14 protein-coding genes are annotated in these 15429 nt (G+C 73.4%); 7 read left to right on the forward strand and 7 right to left on the reverse strand.

Going from position 1 to position 15429, the window contains the following annotated elements:
* Positions 1–17 precede the first annotated feature (17 nt).
* The 5 genes from MNZ29_RS06960 (at position 18) to MNZ29_RS06980 (ending at position 4662) form a co-directional block, all read left to right on the forward strand.
* Positions 18–644, forward strand: coding sequence for a class I SAM-dependent methyltransferase (locus tag MNZ29_RS06960; protein ID WP_242336748.1), 627 nt, complete (start codon positions 18–20; stop codon positions 642–644).
* 45 nt (positions 645–689) lie between these two features.
* Positions 690–1352 carry a response regulator gene (locus MNZ29_RS24875; RefSeq protein WP_242336745.1) on the forward strand — a complete coding sequence of 221 codons (663 nt, stop codon included), beginning with the start codon at positions 690–692 and terminating at the stop codon, positions 1350–1352.
* A 23-nt stretch (positions 1353–1375) separates the two neighbouring features.
* Positions 1376–2722: an ATP-binding protein gene (locus MNZ29_RS06970; protein ID WP_242336742.1), complete on the forward strand. Its 1347-nt coding sequence runs from the start codon at positions 1376–1378 to the stop codon at positions 2720–2722.
* Positions 2723–2795: 73 nt separating this feature from the next.
* Complete coding sequence (locus MNZ29_RS06975) at positions 2796–4256, forward strand: DegQ family serine endoprotease (RefSeq protein WP_242336739.1); 1461 nt, start codon at positions 2796–2798, stop codon at positions 4254–4256.
* A 103-nt stretch (positions 4257–4359) separates the two neighbouring features.
* Positions 4360–4662 (forward strand): hypothetical protein, encoded by a 303-nt coding sequence (locus MNZ29_RS06980; RefSeq protein WP_242336736.1) that lies wholly within the window; start codon positions 4360–4362, stop codon positions 4660–4662.
* Between the two features lie 13 nt (positions 4663–4675).
* On the opposite strand, the gene MNZ29_RS06985 is transcribed toward MNZ29_RS06980, so the two are convergent.
* The 4 genes from MNZ29_RS06985 to MNZ29_RS07000 form a co-directional block, all read right to left on the reverse strand.
* Positions 4676–5551, reverse strand: coding sequence for a lysophospholipid acyltransferase family protein (locus tag MNZ29_RS06985; RefSeq protein WP_242336732.1), 876 nt, complete (start codon positions 5549–5551; stop codon positions 4676–4678).
* Between the two features lie 175 nt (positions 5552–5726).
* Positions 5727–5963: a TIGR04563 family protein gene (locus MNZ29_RS06990; protein ID WP_242336729.1), complete on the reverse strand. Its 237-nt coding sequence runs from the start codon at positions 5961–5963 to the stop codon at positions 5727–5729.
* A 56-nt stretch (positions 5964–6019) separates the two neighbouring features.
* The gene (locus MNZ29_RS06995) at positions 6020–6259 is read right to left on the reverse strand and encodes a hypothetical protein (RefSeq protein WP_242336727.1); all 240 of its coding nucleotides are present in this window, start codon (positions 6257–6259) and stop codon (positions 6020–6022) included.
* A gap of 37 nt (positions 6260–6296) precedes the next feature.
* Positions 6297–7247 (reverse strand): hypothetical protein, encoded by a 951-nt coding sequence (locus MNZ29_RS07000; RefSeq protein WP_242336724.1) that lies wholly within the window; start codon positions 7245–7247, stop codon positions 6297–6299.
* A 343-nt stretch (positions 7248–7590) separates the two neighbouring features.
* Here MNZ29_RS07000 and MNZ29_RS07005 point away from each other — a divergent pair, with 343 nt between their 5' ends.
* On the forward strand, positions 7591–7797 hold the full coding sequence (locus MNZ29_RS07005) for a cold-shock protein (protein ID WP_242336721.1): 207 nt from the start codon (positions 7591–7593) through the stop codon (positions 7795–7797).
* A gap of 119 nt (positions 7798–7916) precedes the next feature.
* Positions 7917–9053: an acyl-CoA desaturase gene (locus MNZ29_RS07010; RefSeq protein ID WP_242336718.1), complete on the forward strand. Its 1137-nt coding sequence runs from the start codon at positions 7917–7919 to the stop codon at positions 9051–9053.
* A gap of 25 nt (positions 9054–9078) precedes the next feature.
* Here the strand turns inward: MNZ29_RS07010 and MNZ29_RS07015 are convergent, their stop codons facing one another.
* The 3 genes from MNZ29_RS07015 to MNZ29_RS07025 form a co-directional block, all read right to left on the reverse strand.
* On the reverse strand, positions 9079–10641 hold the full coding sequence (locus tag MNZ29_RS07015) for a B12-binding domain-containing radical SAM protein (RefSeq protein ID WP_242336715.1): 1563 nt from the start codon (positions 10639–10641) through the stop codon (positions 9079–9081).
* A gap of 131 nt (positions 10642–10772) precedes the next feature.
* Positions 10773–11489, reverse strand: coding sequence for an RNA polymerase sigma factor (locus MNZ29_RS07020; protein ID WP_242336713.1), 717 nt, complete (start codon positions 11487–11489; stop codon positions 10773–10775).
* A gap of 102 nt (positions 11490–11591) precedes the next feature.
* Positions 11592–15326, reverse strand: coding sequence for a chemotaxis protein CheB (locus tag MNZ29_RS07025; protein WP_242354084.1), 3735 nt, complete (start codon positions 15324–15326; stop codon positions 11592–11594).
* Positions 15327–15429 lie beyond the last annotated feature (103 nt).

A 15429-nucleotide genomic window follows, 5' to 3' on the forward strand; every position in this document is an offset into this window, starting at 1 on the left:
GACCGCTGGAGCGCGCGTTGACCCGCCCTCCGAGCGACTTCGACGCCCGGGCGAGGACCTGGGACGAGGACGCCTCCAAGGTGGAGCGGGCGCAGCGCGTCGCCGCGGCGATCGCGTCCGTCGTCCCGTCGCTCTCGGGCAAGGCGGTGCTCGAGTACGGCGCGGGGACGGGGCTCCTCGGCCTCGCGCTCCAGCCGCTCGTCCGCGAGGTGACGCTCGCCGACAGCTCCCGCGAGATGCTGGCGGTCGCAGGCGAGAAGATCGCCTCGGGCGGCGTCCGCAACGCGAGGACGCTGTACCTCGACCTCGCGGCGGGCCCGCCGCCCGACCTGCGCTTCGACCTCGTCTGCTCGCTCATGACCCTCCACCACATCCCCGACACGGACGGGGTGCTGGGCGCCTTTCACCGCTTGCTGGAGCGGGACGGGGTCCTCTGCATCGCCGACCTCGACGCGGAGGACGGCTCGTTTCACGGCCCGGGCTTCTCGGGTCACAAGGGGTTCGAGCGCGCGGACCTCGGGGCGCGGATGGAGCGCAGCGGCTTCCGGAACGTGCGGTTCTCGACCGTGCACGAGGTGGTCAGGGAGACCGCCGACGGCGCGCGCGCCTTCCCGGTCTTCCTCGCGATCGCAGAGCGGGCGTGACCCACCGCGGCGGTACGCTCCGCCGCCGCTCGCTATGATGAGCCGGTGCGCGTCCTCGTGGTCGAAGACGATTCGATGCTGGGCGAGGGAGTGCGGCGCGGGCTCCGGCAGCTCGGGCACGCCGTGGACTGGGTCCGGGACGGGGGCGAGGCGGACCTCGCGCTGGCAGGGGAGCCGTACGACGTCGTCCTCCTCGACCTGGGCCTGCCGGGCAAGGGAGGCCTGGAGGTGCTCCGCGAGCTGCGCCGCCGCGGCCGCAGCGTGCCGGTGCTCATCATCACCGCCCAGGACGCGATCTCGCAGCGCGTCGCGGGGCTCGACGCGGGGGCGGACGACTACCTCGTGAAGCCCTTCGACCTCGACGAGCTGGCCGCCCGCATCCGGGCGGTCCAGCGCCGCGCCAGCGGACGCGCGGATCCCCTCGTCGAGCACGGACCCCTCACGCTCGACCCGGCCACCCACGAGGTCTTCCTCTCCGGCACCCCGGTCACCCTGTCCGCCCGGGAGTTCGCCCTGCTCCACGCGCTGCTCGAGCACCCCGGCCGGCCCATCTCCCGGGCGCGGCTCGAGGAGCGGCTCTACGGGTGGTCGGAGCAGGTCGCGAGCAACGCAGTCGAGGTCCACGTGCACGCGCTCCGCCGCAAGCTGGGCGCCGAGTGGATCAAGACGCTCCGCGGGGTGGGCTACATGGTCCCGAGGCGCATGTGAGATCGCTCCGCCGGAGATTGCTCGTGGCGCTCCTCGCGTCGGCCGCGGCGGTCACGCTCGCCGCCGCCCTGGTGGTCTACCGGATGGCGCGCGAGGAGATCGACGCCGTCTCCGACTACCACCTCCGCCAGATCGCGCTCACGCTGCGTGACCGCGCGCCGCGGGGCGGCGCGGTGGTGGGTGGCGAGGACGCCGAGCTCGACTTCGTCATCCAGATCTGGGACCGCGAGGGGAGGCGGCTGTACCGCTCCAGGCTCGTCGCAGGCCTGCCCGAGAGCGCCGAGCTGGGGTTCGCGACGGTGCGCGCCCGGAGCGGCGACTGGCGCGTCTACTCCGTCGAGCTCGGGGACCTCGTCATCCAGGTCGCCCAGCCCGTGCGCGTGCGGCAGGCGCTCGCGGTCGCCGCGGCGACGCGGACCCTCGCCCCGGTCCTCCTCATGCTGCCCCTGCTCGCCCTGCTGATCTGGAACATCGTCGCCCGGGCGCTGGCGCCGCTGAACCGGCTGGCGGGGGAGGTCGCCTCGCGGACTCCCGCGGCGCTCGAGCCCATCGGCGAGGCCGGCGCTCCGGAGGAGGCCATCCCGCTCGTGCGCGCGCTCAACGATCTCCTCGCGCGCCTGGGCGCGGCGCTGTCCGCCCAGCGCGCCTTCGTCGCCGACGCCGCGCACGAGCTGCGCACGCCGCTCGCCGCCCTGGACCTGCAGGTGCAGCTCGTGGAGCGCGCCCCCGACACGGCGGGGCACGCCGCGGCGCTCGCCGATCTGCGCGCGGGGCTCGGCCGGATGACCCACGTCGTGCAGCAGCTCCTGACGCTGGCGCGCGCGGGGCCCGACGCCGGCGCGGCCCTGGCGGGAGAGCCGGTGAGCCTGTCCGAGCTCGTGGCGCAGGCCGTCGCGGACCACGCGCTCCTGGCGGAGGCGAGGCGGATCGACCTCGGCGCGGGGCAGGCCGCCGAGGACGCCGTCGTGGCGGGAGATCCGGCGACGCTGCGGACGCTGCTCGCGAACCTCGTGGACAACGCGATCCGGCACTCGCCCCCCGGCGCGCGCGTGGACGTCGACGCCGGGATCGAGGCCGATCGTCCCTACCTCGAGGTGTCGGACCACGGGACCGGCATCCCCGAGGCGGAGCGCGAGCGGGTCTTCGACCGGTTCTACCGCCGCGCCGGCTCCGACACGGGCAGCGGCCTCGGGCTCGCGATCGTGAAGGCCATCGCGGAGCGACACGCAGCGCGCGTCGTGCTTCGCGACACGCCCGGAGGTGGACTCACCGCCCGCGTCGACTTCCCGGCCCGCTTCGCGGCGCAGGCGCCATCCGACGCCGGGGCCACGCCGCCGGCGCGGGTACCCGGCGAGGACGGCCGGCCTTAAGCACCCCTTAAGCCTCGCCCCTTACCGTTCGTTCCGAGCCCTCGACAGAAGGGCACGAATGGAAGGAGCAGACATGCCACGCAGATTCATCCAGGGCTCCGCCGTGACCGCCGCGCTCGTCGCGGCGCTCGCCGGCGGCTACCTCTACCGGGGCCGCGCGATGGCCTCGGCCCCCACGGCCGGCGTGGAGCAGCCCGCACCGGCAGTCCCCGTCGCCGCGCCCACCGCAGCCGCGGCGCTGCCGGACTTCAGCGGCATCGTGCAGCGGTACGGGCCGGCGGTCGTGAACGTCAGCACGACCGGCATGGTGAAGACGGCCCAGGCCGGCTCGCCGTTCGGGCAGCTGGATCCGAACGATCCCCTCTACCCGTTCTTCAGGCGCTTCCGGGTGCCGGAAGGCAACGACCACCAGCTCACGCGCGGCCTCGGCTCCGGGTTCATCGTCAGGGACGACGGCGTCATCCTCACCAACGCCCACGTCGTCGCCGGGGCCAGCGAGGTGAAGGTGAAGCTCACCGACAAGCGCGAGTTTCCGGCCAAGGTCATCGGCGTCGACAAGAGCACGGACGTCGCGGTGCTGAAGATCGAGGCGAAGGATCTGCCCGTCGTGAAGACCGGCGATCCCGCGCCGACCCGGGTCGGCCAGTGGGTCCTCGCCATCGGCTCGCCCTTCGGGTTCGAGAACAGCGCGACCGCCGGCATCGTGTCGGGGCGGTCCCGTTCGCTCCCGGGCGAGGGGTACGTGCAGTTCCTCCAGACCGACGTGGCGGTGAATCCCGGCAACTCCGGCGGTCCGCTGTTCGACACCGCGGGCGAGGTCATCGGGATCAACTCCCAGATCTACTCACAGTCGGGCGGCTACATGGGCCTGTCCTTCGCGATCCCGATCGACGTCGCGATGAAGGTCGAGCAGCAGCTCCTCGCCCACGGCAAGGTCGTCCGCGGCCGGCTCGGCGTGACGGTCCAGGACGTGAACCAGTCGCTGGGCGAGTCCTTCGGGCTGCCGAAGACCGGCGGTGCCCTGGTGAGCGCCGTGGAGAAGGGGAGCCCGGCGGCGAAGGCGGGCCTCCTGCCCGGCGACGTCATCCTCGCGCTCGACGGGAAGGAGGTCTCCAGCTCGTCCGACCTGCCTCCGCGCGTCGCCGATCTCCGCCCCGGGACGAGCGCGAAGCTGGAGGTCTGGCGTGACCGCCGCAAGCGCGAGCTCGAGATCCAGGTGGGCGAGGCGAAGGACGCCACCGCGGCCGCCGCGCCCGAGCGCGACGACCACGGGCGGCTCGGGCTCACGGTCCGCCCGCTGACGCCCGAGGAGCAGCAGCAGGTCGGGGTGGCGGGCGGGGCGCTCGTGGAGGACGTCCAGGGCCCCGCCGCCAGCGCCGGCATCCAGCCCGGCGACGTGGTGCTGGCGCTGAACGGCACCCCGGTGACGAGCGTGGAGCAGCTCCGGGGGCTCGCCGCGAAGGCCGACAAGCACGTGGCGCTGCTCGTCGAGCGGGGGGAGGCGCGCATCTTCGTCCCGATCGACCTGGGTTGAGCCGGTACGCGTCCCGCGCACCGCACGCCGAAGCGGCGCGAGAGGTGCGCGGGACGCGCGAGTGCCGATGACGCGAAGGCCGCGAGCAGGAGGCAGTCCCCGCATGAACGCACTCCGAGAGCACTCGACGGGATCGGGATCCTCGCAGCTCGTGATCGTGCTCCACCCTGGCGGGCGGACGCGCCCGATCCTGAGCTGGCTCAGGCAGCTCGTGCCGGCCGCGCTGCTCGTCGTCGCGGCGGCCAACCTGCCCCCGCCCGCGTCGCCCGACGTCATCGTCCTCGACGAGGACGAGATCGCCTCCGGGCCCCTCTCCCTGGCGGACGCGCTGATGCGCCATCAGCGCCACGCCCACGCAACCGATCCCCGCGGAGGAGCGGGGAGCGGGGCGGGCGAGAGGGCGTGACGGGCGTGACGGGCTACGCCGCCGGCGGCGCCGACTTCCACCGCTGGTGCATCCACACCCACTCGGCGGGATGCCGGCGGATCGCCTGCTCCTGCAGCGCGACGCACGCGGCCGTGAGCCGGATCACCTCCGCCTCGCGGTCCAGCGGCTCGCGGTCGTACGGGACCTCGGTCACCTCGAGGCGGTGACCGTCGCCGGGGCGCGGTCCCCGCCGGTGGCAGGTCACGACCAGGACGGCAGCGCCGAAGCGCAGCGCGAAGTCGGCGGCGGCGCGCGGGGTCGCGGCGGGGCGCCCGAAGAAGGGCACGTGGACGCTCTGCACGCCGCGGATGTCCTGATCGATGAGGATGCCGAGCGTGCCGGACTGCTTGAGCAGCCTCAGCATGGCGCGCCCCGTCGCCGGGTCGTCCCGCCAGAACGTCTCCACGTGGTTCTCGGCCCGGGCGCGCGCGACCGTCGCGTCGATGCTCGCGTGCCAGCTCCGCTTGGCGATGACCGCGTTCGGCTGCACGTAGCGGGACAGCCGGCAGGTGAGCTCCCAGTTCCCGATGTGCCCGAGCACGAGGATCACCCCCGTGCCCCGCGCCTGCGCACGCTTCAGGGCCGACACCGCCTCGGCGGTGGCCTCGACGTACTCGTCCATGCGCGGCGCCCAGCTCCGCAGCGTGATCACCTCGCCGCCGAGCCAGCCCAGGTGCACGAGGCTGGCGCGCGCGATCGCGTCGCGCTCGGCGACGTCCAGCGCCGGGAAGGCCGCGGCGAGGCTCGCCCGCATCTCGCGGCGCATCCGCGAGGAGAGGTGCCAGGCGAGCCGGCCGAGCGCGCCGCCGAGCGCGAGGCCGAAGCCGAGCGGCAGCACCGCCAGGGTCCGGACGAACGCGAGGATCACCGTCGCGGGGGGGGGGGGGGGGGGGCGCGGGCGGGGGCGGGGGCCGCCCCCCCGCGCGCCCGCGCCCCGGCCCCCGGCGCGCGCGCCAGCCCCGCCGGGGTCCGGACGACCGCGTGGACCACGGTCGCGCGGGCGCCCCGCCGCGCGCGCTTCCAGCCCGTGACCGCCACGCGGCCTAGCCCTTCGCCTCGTCGGCGGAGGCGGTCGCGAGCTCGTTCGCGGGGCCTACCGTGCGTGAAGCAGGTGCGAGGGCCACGCCGCTGCTGGGCAGCCTCGAGATCCGCTCGCGCGCGAGCCGCCAGGCGTGCTGGACGATCCAGGAGAGCGACCGGTCCTGCCGGATCGCCTCCTCCTGCATCTGCTGGAGCATCTCCTCGGGAAAGTACAGCGACTGCTTCCGCGCGTCGGACATCGCCCCTTGTACGCCGCGAGAGCGGGCAGGGGAAGGGTCGCGGAACGATCGCGCGCTCACGCCCGCGCGCGGAGGTAGGGCAGCCCGTCCATGTACTGGACCTCGAAGTAGCCGCGGCGGGCTCCCCACTGCGCCCACGGCAGCGCCTCGCCGCGGACCCACACCACCGCGCCGCCGGGGACGCTCAGGTGGCGCCGCTGAGTGCGGCACCACGCCGATCGCGACCAGGGCCCGCCCGTCCGGAGGGCATCGACGAGCTGTCTCTGCATCGCCGCGAGAAACGCCGTCACCGTCATGGTCTCGACTCCCTTCGTCGCGGGTCCGTTCGGCCGCTCACGTCACGAGCTCCGGCTGCTGGGGGCGCGGGCGCGGCCGCTTCGCCGTGCTCACGTGCATGAACGCCTCGACGTCGACGTGGTCGCGCGCGCCGAGCGGCCGGAGCTTCTCGAGGAGCTGGTCGGCCGAGCCGAGGAGGGCGGAGTAGGTGGACCAGTTGGGCTCGGCGTCGTAGGCGAGCTCGAGCCCGAGCCGCTGCGCCACGTCGCAGGCGAAGCGGGGGCGGAGCAGCATGTGGAGCTCCGGCCTCGCGACGAACGGCAGGAGCGTCACGATCGGCCAGAGGGACTCCCGCGCCGCGCTCGGGAAGAGCGTCGCGACCGCGGCGGCGAGCGCCTCGAACCGGGGCTGCTCGGGCGTGGCCGTCGCCAGGAGCTCGAACAGCGCCGCGAAGAACGCCTTCGCCGCGGCCGGATCCTTCAGGCCGTCCTCGAGCGAGGTCCGCTCCGCGTCCCGGTGCAGCGTGCGCACGTGCCGCTCGATCCGGAGCGTCCGCTCGACGAGGCCGCCGACGTCGCCCGCCTCGAGGAGCCGCTCACCCTCGCCGTTCCCGAGCGTCTCGACGAACATCTCGTGGGCACGGCGCCACTTGCTCGCACGCTGCTCGCCCCGCTCCTTGCCTTCCCCGACGTACTTCGGGTCCGTGAACCCCTGCGGGAAGGACTCGACGAAGCGCGCCACGGCGTCGGCGTGCGAGAGCCACGCGCCGGCGCGGCCGTAGCGGCCGGTCTTCGCGTCGAGCGCGAAGCCGGTCAGCGCGGAGAGCCAGGCGTTCGGGCTCGTGGCGGGGGAGAGGAGCGGCAGTGCCATCGGCAGCCGCAGCTTCGTCGCGAAGCGCGCGTCGCTCGTGGCGAAGAAGACGTGCACGGCCTTCTGGTCGAGCGCGACGATCTTGCCGATCCCCAGCGAGGTGTGCTGCACCAGCATTCCGTTCTCGAGGCTGCTCATGTTCGGCTCTTTCCGGTCGGTCCACGCGCTCGCGCACGCCTCTCGACACGCGCACGAGGGGCGCGCAGGGGGGCACGTCGGGGGACGAAAGGGTGGCGCGGGTGAGATCCCGCCGTGTCGCTCACGGCGGCGTGGAGGGCCGGCCGCGTTCGCCGGGTGGATGTCGTATATCACCGCGCGCCCCCGGGCGCTCGTCACGCTGCCGCGGCATTCTGGGCCCCGGGCTCGACTTCTTCGCGCGATTCGACTACCAACGTCCCTTCTCTCCCGCTCCGGGAGGGAAGAAGGTTCGCGCGGCACTCACTGCCGCGCGTTCACAGAGAGAAAAGAGCACCTACAGCAAATGGCAGCCGGTACCGTGAAGTGGTTCAATGACGCGAAGGGCTTCGGCTTCATCACCCAGGCGGACGGGGGCGAGGATGTCTTCTGCCACCACACCGCGATCCAGACGGATGGGTTCCGCTCCCTCGCCGAGGGCCAGAAGGTGGAGTTCGAAGTGACGAAGGGCCCCAAGGGCCTGCAGGCGGCGAACGTCCGCCCGGTCGCCTAGTCGCGTCATCGCGACCCTTCAGGCAATGAGAGCCCGGCCTTTCGAGGCCGGGCTTTTCTCGTTCCGGAGGCGGGCGCCGCGGTGACATCTTCGTGATTCGGGGTGCCTAGATCCCGGGCATGAGCTCCACGCCTCCCCGGGTCCGGTTCCCACGCGACGACGGCTTTCACGCCGAGGTGAAGCGCCGCGCCGGCGCGTACCTCGAGGGCACCGGCCGGGCACGCTGGGGCGGCGGCGCGATGCACGCGAAGACGGGCGCAATCCTGGGCTGGTTCGCGGCCTCCTACGCGCTGCTCCTCCTCCTCGGCGGCACCTCTCCCGTGCTGGCGGTGGCGCTGACTTTGTCTCTGGCGCTCGCGACGGCGGGGATCGGCTTCTCGGTCATGCACGACGCCAACCACGGCGCCTACGCGCGCTCCGCGCGCGTGAACCGTGCGTGGGGCCTGGCGCTCGATTTCGTCGGGGCGAGCTCGTACCTCTGGCGCTTCAAGCACAACGTGCACCACCACACCTACGCGAACGTGGACGGGATGGACGCGGACATCGACGCCGAGCCGTTCCTCCGGCTCGCGCCGTCGCAGCGGCTCCGCCCGTTCCACCGCTACCAGCACGTCTATGGCTGGCTGCTCTACGGCGTGCTGGCCGTGAAGTGGTGGTTCGTGGACGACGTGCGCGACCTCGCGCGTGGCCGCATCGGGCAGCTCCCGTTCCCGCGCCCGCGGGGCGGCGAGCTCGCCGCGTTCCTCGCCGGCAAGGCGGTGTTCCTCGCCTGGGCGGTGGTCGTCCCGGTGCTCGTGTTCCGCAGCGGCTGGGTCGCGCCCCTCTTCCTGCTCGGCGCGCTCACGCTGGGCGTGGTGCTGGCGACGGTGTTCCAGCTCGCGCACGCGGTGCCGGAGGCGGAGTTCCACGCCGCCCGGGCCGGAGATCAGCGGATGCCGACCGGCTGGGCGGAGCACCAGGTGCGCGCCACGGTGGACTTCGCGCCCTCGAACCGGCTCCTGGGCTGGTACGTCGGCGGGCTCAACTTCCAGATCGAGCATCACCTCCTCCCGGACGTGTGCCACGTGCACTACCCGGCGCTCGCCGCGAGCGTGGAGGCGGCGTGCCGCGCGCACGGCGTGCCGCACCACACGCACCCGACGCTCCGCGCCGCGATCGCGGCTCACTACCGGTACCTGCGCGCGCTCGGCCGGCGCGGCGCCGAGGCGGCCTCGGGTCCGCGCGTGGCCGTCCTCGCCGCGCCCTCCTCGTCGTGAGGCGAGGAGAGGGCGACCGGAGTCCCTAAGCAGATGCGGAGGGGCGCTGCGCGTCGCTCGCCGCGAGCTCGGCGAGCGACCGGTCGAGGCGCGGCAGGACCACGTCGTGGGTGTACGGGATGAGGCTCTCGCCGATCACCGCGAGCGCCAGCGCCCGCGGGAGGGCGCCGGCGCCCCGGCGCAGCGCATGTCCGACGAGGCGCCAGAAGTGGAGGCGCCGCGGGCTCACGACGCCGATGCCCCACGCGATCCGTGCGACCGCAGCGAGCGAGCCCTCGGCGGCGCCGGCGTCCGAGGCGGCGCGGGGGCGGAGCGGCAGCTGGTCGATGGCGAGGGTGCACCGCGCGTAGTAGCGCTCGGGCGCGTAGAGCGCCGCCACGAGGCGGCGGTATCCCGCGAGCAGGACCCGCTCGTCCTGGGCAGGCACGAAGTTCGGCCGCTCGAAGGCGTCGCCGCTCCCGTCGCCGCGCAGCCGGCCCTCCTGCTCGAGGCGCCGCCAGAGGCGCGTGCCCGGCATCGCGACGAGCAGCCCGACCATCGCCCGGGGGACCGGGAGCCCGGAGATGAGCTCGAGCTGTCGATCGAAGATGTCCGGCCCCTCGCTGTCGAAGCCCACGATGAAGCCGGAGAACACCTCGAGCCCTGCGCGCGTGAGCGTCTCGACGGCGCGGCCCGGGGGCATGCGGAGGTTCTGGCTCTTGCCGGTCTCCGCGAGCGCCGCGGCGGAGGGCGTCTCGATCCCGAGGAACACCTCCTGGAAGCCCGCCGCGACCATCTCGGCCACGAGCTCCGGCGCGCTCGCGAGGTCGAGGCTCGCCTCCGTGCAGAGCTGGAACGGGAACCCGTGCCGCTCCTGCCAGGCGCGGAGCACCGGGAGCAGGCGGGCCACCTCGCGCCGGTTGCCGACGAAGTTGTCGTCCACGAAGAAGAGCGCCCCGCGCGCCCCGCGCGCGTGCAGCGCGTCGAGCTCCGCCACGACCTGCTCCGGCGACTTCACCCGCGGCACGCGCCCGAACAGCTCGATGATGTCGCAGAACTCGCAGCGGAACGGACAGCCGCGCGAGTACTGCAGGGCGTGATTGGCGTAGCGTGGGAGGTCGAGGAGGTCGAAGCGGGGCACGCGCGCGAGCGCGAGGTCGGGCCGGTCGTCGCCCTCGGGCGAGAGGAGTCGGGGCGCCTTTGTCTCCCGTCCTTCGAGGACGCGCACGAGGAGCTCCAGGCGCCCCTCGGCCTCGCCGCGAAAGACGTGATCGGCCTCCGGGAAGCGCTCGGGCACGAGGCTCGGCCCCGCGCCGCCGGCGACCGTGCGCCGGCCGAGGGCGCGAGCCCGGCGGAGCACCGCGCGCATCGACTCCGCCTGCACGAGCATCCCGGACACGAGGACGGCGTCCGCCCAGCGCAGGTCGGCGTCGTCGAGCGGGGCGACCTCGAGGTCGCGCAGCCGGAGCTCCCAGTGCTGCGGCAGGTGCGCCGCGAGCGTGGCGAGCCCGAGCGGCGGCATCGTCGCCGCCTTGCGGATGAAGGGGAGGCTTCGCTCGAAGCTCCAGTAGCTGCGCGGCGAGCGGGCCTGCACGAGGAGTGCGCGCATGCCGCGATCCTGCGCCGCTCCCGGTCACGGCGTCGTCATCGCGCGTGGGGCGCGGCAGGGTGCCTCGATGGGGTCGCGCGCGGTGCTCGGCTGTCAGCCGCGCGCCGGAGCCCGAAAGCAGCAGCCTCGGCTCACTCGCGGCCCGGGCTTCCGGACGGACCCGTCCCGAAAGAGTCGCCGATGGCGGAGAGCACCGCGTTCACCACGCGGTCACAGCGCGGGGCGAGGAACGTGAACGCCTGCGGGGCCGACTGACCGACCTCCTCGGCGAGCATCTCGCGCAGGGCGAGCCGGGCGCGATGCAGCCGCACCTTCACGTTCTCCTCCGACAGGTCGAGCGCCTCGGCGGTCTCCGCGGTGGAGAGCTGCTCGACCTCCCGCAGCATGAACACGACGCGGTGATCGTCTCCCAGCCGGGCGACGGCTCGCTCCAGCAGCTCGGCGCTCTCCCTCCGCGTGGCTCCGTCCTCCGGCCCCTCGTCGCGCGCGCCCCGGGTCATCTCGTCCACCTCCGCCGAGAGCTCGACGGCAGCGATGCGCTGCCGTCTCGCGAGGCCGTACGCGACGTTCAGCGCGATCCGGGTGAGCCACGTGCCGAACGACGAGGCGCCCTCGAACGTGGCGAGCGCACGGAACGCCTGCAGGTAGGTGAGCTGCATCGCGTCCTCGACCTCGGCCGAGTCGCGGCGCAGCACCGCGCGGATCGTGCGGTACACGCGCTGGTTGTGACGGCGCATCAGGAGCTCGAACGACGCGGTGTCACCGGCGAGGACACGGTGGACCACGTCCGCATCCGAGGCGCCGCTCGCCTCGAAGGCCTTCGGTCGTGCGTCAGCGCTGAGAGCCATGGACCTGCCTCCTTGCTCTCCATACGATGCGCCGGCGGCGCGCGGGTTACACGGGTAGCCGCCCGGGTTGGAAGCACGCCCCGTCAGAGCACCCCCCGGTTGTCACCGGGCCGCGACTGGACCGCCGCCGCGCGGCGGCGTCCGGCGCGGCGCACGGTCCATCGCCTCCTGGAGCTCCTCGACCGTCGCCGGCTTGGTCAGGTGCGCGTCGAACCCCGCCTCCGCGGCGCGCCGCTGATCCTCCGGACGGGCGTATCCCGTGAGCGCGATGAGGAACGTGTCCCGCAGGCCGGGTTCGCTCCGCATCGCCTTCGCCACCGCGTAGCCGTCCATGCGCGGGAGCCCGACGTCGCAGACCACCACCTCTGGCATGAGCTCCCGGGCTCGCTCGATCCCCTTCGGACCGTCGTGCGCCAGGAAGACCTCGTGGCCCTCCATCTCGAGCGCGAGCTGCAGGCTCTCGGCGGCGTCGAGGTTGTCCTCGATGACGAGCACACGGCGGGGGCGCGGAGGTGACGCCGGCGCGACCTCGATCCCCGCGGGCGCCACCGAGAGCGGCAACCGCACGATGAACTCGGTGCCTGCGCCCTTGCCGCCGCTCCTCGCCTCGACCGTGCCGCCGTGCGTCTCGACGAGGCCCTTCACGAGCGCGAGACCGAGCCCGAGCCCGCCGAGGCTGCGATTGAGGGTCGCGTCGGCCTGCGCGAACGGGTGGAAGAGGCGCGGGACCATCGCAGGCTCGATGCCGATGCCGTTGTCCCGCACGCGCAGCACCGCGAACCCCTCGACCGCGTCGAGTGACAGGCGGACCGAGTCGCCTCCGGAGGTGAACTTGGCCGAGTTCTGGAGCAGGTTCCCGATCACCTGCGCGAGGCGCGTCGCGTCGCCTTCGACCCACAGGGGCTCGTCCGGGAGCGCGACCTCCAGCGCGACCTCGCGCGTCGTGAAGAGGCTCCGGTGGTCGTCGGCGGTGCGCTGCGAGAGGGACCGGAGGTCCACGGGCCGACGCTCGACCTGGAGCTTCCCGTTCGCGATGCGCGTCACGTCGAGCAGGTCGTCGACGAGGCGAGCGAGGTGCCCCACCTGGCGGGCGATGATCTGGTGCGCTCGCGCCGCCGCGTCCGCGTCCGCGGGCGCGCGCTCGAGGACGTGGAGGCTGCTCCGGATGGGCGCGAGCGGGTTTCGCAGCTCGTGGGACAGGACGGCGAGGAACTCGTCCTTCCGCCGGTCCGCGTCCCGCAGGGCCGCCTCGGCGCGCTCCCGCTCCCCCACGGCCTGCCGCAGGGCCGCCTCCGCCTCCTTCAGCCTCGTGACGTCGATGAAGGAGACCACGACGCCCGCGACGACGTTGGACGGCGTGCGGTACGGGTTCATGCGCATGAGGAACCAGCGCCCTCCCTGCGCGAGGCCCACCGTGCGCTCGACGGGCTGGAGCGTCGCGAGGACTCGCTTCACCTCCTGGGGCACGTCCTGCGCGTCGAACAGCGCGGCGAAGTCCGAGAGCGGCCTCCCCACGTCGCCGTCGGCGAGCCGGAAGATCGCCGTCGCCGCCGGCGTGAAGCGCGCGATCCGGGACTCGCGATCGAGGAAGATGGTCGCGATCTGCGTGCTCTGGAACAGGTTCTGGAGGTCGCCGTAGAGCAGCTCGAGCTCGTCCACCTTCTTGCTGAGCTCGGTGTTGAGCGTGTTGAGCTCCTCGTTCACCGACTGCAGCTCCTCCTGCGAGGTCTGCAGCTCCTCGTTGGACGAGTGCATCTCCTCGTTCATGGACTGTAGCTGCTCGTTGGACGTGCGGAGCGCCTCGTTCGCGTTCTCGAGCTCCTCGATGGTGACCTGGAGCCGCTCCTGGGTGCTCTCGAGATCGCGCTGCAGCAGCCGGTGGCGCTCCAGGGTCGGGGCGTCGAGCGGCGTGCCGTGCGCGATGGGAGAGGCCTGCAGCTCCTCGAAGACGACGAGGAACAGCGCGTCCGGATCCTGCTCCGTGGGCGGGAGCGGCCGGACGACGAGGTTCAGGCGACGCTGGACGCCCTCCGCCTCGACCACCACGTCCTTGTACGTGACCGGCTTCCCCTGGCGCGCCGCGTTGTGGAGGGCGGCGGAGAGCTCGACGCGGAGCTCGCGCCGGGCGAGGTGCATCAGGTTGGTGGCGGGTGCGCCGGCGCGGGGCGGCAGGAAGTCGGACAGCTTCGTCCCCCAGTAGTACCGGATCTCCCCGCGCGCATCGACCACCACCGAAGGCGGCGCGTACTCCTCGAGCACGATCCTTCGCGAGCGATCGGCGGCGCTCTTCACCTCGGGATCGCCTCGCCGGCTGGGCGGCGCCAGCTCGAGGGGAGGCGCCCGCCGCCCCGGAGGCAGGATCGCCGGACGCCGATCCACCTCGCGCCGCCGGAACACGCGCTCGGTCTTGTCCACGACCTCGAACAGCTCCAGCTCGCGCGCGTCGATCATCTCGGCCTTGCCGAGGAGGAGGTAGCCGCCCGGCCGGAGCGCGTAGTGGAGGAGCCCGATGATTCGCTTCTGGAGGTCGGGCTCCAGGTAGATGAGCAGGTTGCGGCAGGACACGAGGTCCATCCGGGAGAACGGCGGATCCTTGACGAGATCGTGCTCCGTGAAGATGCAGAGGTCGCGGAGGGGCTTCGTGACCGTGTACGTGTCCCCGCGCCTCGTGAAGAACCGCTCCAGCCGCTCGGGGCTCACCTGGCGCTCGACGACGCTCGTGTACTGGCCTCGCCGCGCCTCCGCGAGGGCAGACGCGTCGATGTCCGTCGCGAAGACCTGGAGCTGCGGCGGGCGCTGGAGGCCGTCGCCCTCGCAGAGCAGCATCGCGAGCGAGTAGGCCTCCTCTCCGGAGGAGCAGGCCGGCACCCAGACGCGGATCCCGTCGGCGCCGCGCCGCTTCAGGAGGTCGGGGACGACGATCTGCTCGAGGATCCGGAACGGCGCCTCGTCGCGGAAGAAGCTCGTCACGTTGATGGTCAGGTCCTCGGCGAGGCGGCGGGCCTCGTCGGCGTCGCCCTCGAGCAGGGTCGCGTAGTCACGGACGGTGGCGGTGCCGGTCGCGCCCATGCGCCGGTGGAACCGGCGGAGGATGGTGCTGCGCTTGTACCGGCTGAAGTCGTGGCCCGTCGTCCGCCCGATCACCTCGAGCGCCCGGTGGAGCCCCTCCGCCTCGCCCCGCGCGCTCTCGGGCGGGTGGCGCCGGCGCTCGGCAGCGAGCTCGCCGAGCGCCGCAGGGATCTCGCTCGCGGGGAGGACCTGCTCCACCATCCCCGTCGCGATCGCGGCGGCAGGCATGCTCTCGTACCGCGCGTCGCCGGGGAGCTGCGCGAACGTCCTGCCCCCGTGACGCCTCACGGCGGCGATGCCGAGCGCGCCGTCGGAGCCGGTCCCGGAGAGCACGACGCCGACGGCGTTCTCGCGCTGGTCCTCCGCGAGCGAGGTCAGGAACGCATTCACCACCAGGCGAGAGCCCTTCGGCTCCGCCGGGACGAGGCGCAGGGCGCCGCCCTCGACGACGAGGCCCGTCCCCGGTGGAATGACGTACACGTGGTCGCGCTCGACGCGCTGCCCTTCGCGCACGGTCTCCACCGGGAGCTTCGTGGCGCGGGACAGGATCTCGACGAGGCTGCTCTCGTGCTCGGGAGAGAGGTGCTGGACGAGGACGTACGCCAGCCCGCTGTCCGACGGGAGCTGGCCGAGGAAACGCTCGAACGCCTCGAGGCCGCCCGCAGAGGCGCCGACGCCCACGATGAGGAGACGCTCGCCTTCCCGGGCGCGCCAGTCGGCTTCATGCTCGTCGCTCGGATGGGGCGGTACGGAGCTGCGGTCGGGCATGGGGTCGCCGTCCTCTACCGGCTGTGTAGCAGGTTCGGGTGCCCCCAGCCCGGTAATGGACCCGAGGGGCGTCAGATGGGCCGTGCGGACGTCTGCCTCGGGG

The organism is Anaeromyxobacter sp. SG64 (genome assembly GCF_022690745.1).
Classification (GTDB): domain Bacteria; phylum Myxococcota; class Myxococcia; order Myxococcales; family Anaeromyxobacteraceae; genus Anaeromyxobacter; species Anaeromyxobacter soli.

Coding starts and splice junctions, on each gene's coding strand:
- MNZ29_RS06975 (WP_242336739.1), top strand. CDS start 2,796: ATGCCACGCAGATTCATCCAGGGCTCCGCCGTGACCGCCGCGCTCGTC.
- MNZ29_RS06980 (WP_242336736.1), top strand. CDS start 4,360: ATGAACGCACTCCGAGAGCACTCGACGGGATCGGGATCCTCGCAGCTC.
- MNZ29_RS06990 (WP_242336729.1), bottom strand. CDS start 5,963: ATGTCCGACGCGCGGAAGCAGTCGCTGTACTTTCCCGAGGAGATGCTC.
- MNZ29_RS06995 (WP_242336727.1), bottom strand. CDS start 6,259: ATGACGGTGACGGCGTTTCTCGCGGCGATGCAGAGACAGCTCGTCGAT.
- MNZ29_RS07000 (WP_242336724.1), bottom strand. CDS start 7,247: ATGAGCAGCCTCGAGAACGGAATGCTGGTGCAGCACACCTCGCTGGGG.
- MNZ29_RS07005 (WP_242336721.1), top strand. CDS start 7,591: ATGGCAGCCGGTACCGTGAAGTGGTTCAATGACGCGAAGGGCTTCGGC.
- MNZ29_RS07010 (WP_242336718.1), top strand. CDS start 7,917: ATGAGCTCCACGCCTCCCCGGGTCCGGTTCCCACGCGACGACGGCTTT.
- MNZ29_RS07015 (WP_242336715.1), bottom strand. CDS start 10,641: ATGCGCGCACTCCTCGTGCAGGCCCGCTCGCCGCGCAGCTACTGGAGC.
- MNZ29_RS07020 (WP_242336713.1), bottom strand. CDS start 11,489: ATGGCTCTCAGCGCTGACGCACGACCGAAGGCCTTCGAGGCGAGCGGC.
- MNZ29_RS07025 (WP_242354084.1), bottom strand. CDS start 15,326: ATGCCCGACCGCAGCTCCGTACCGCCCCATCCGAGCGACGAGCATGAA.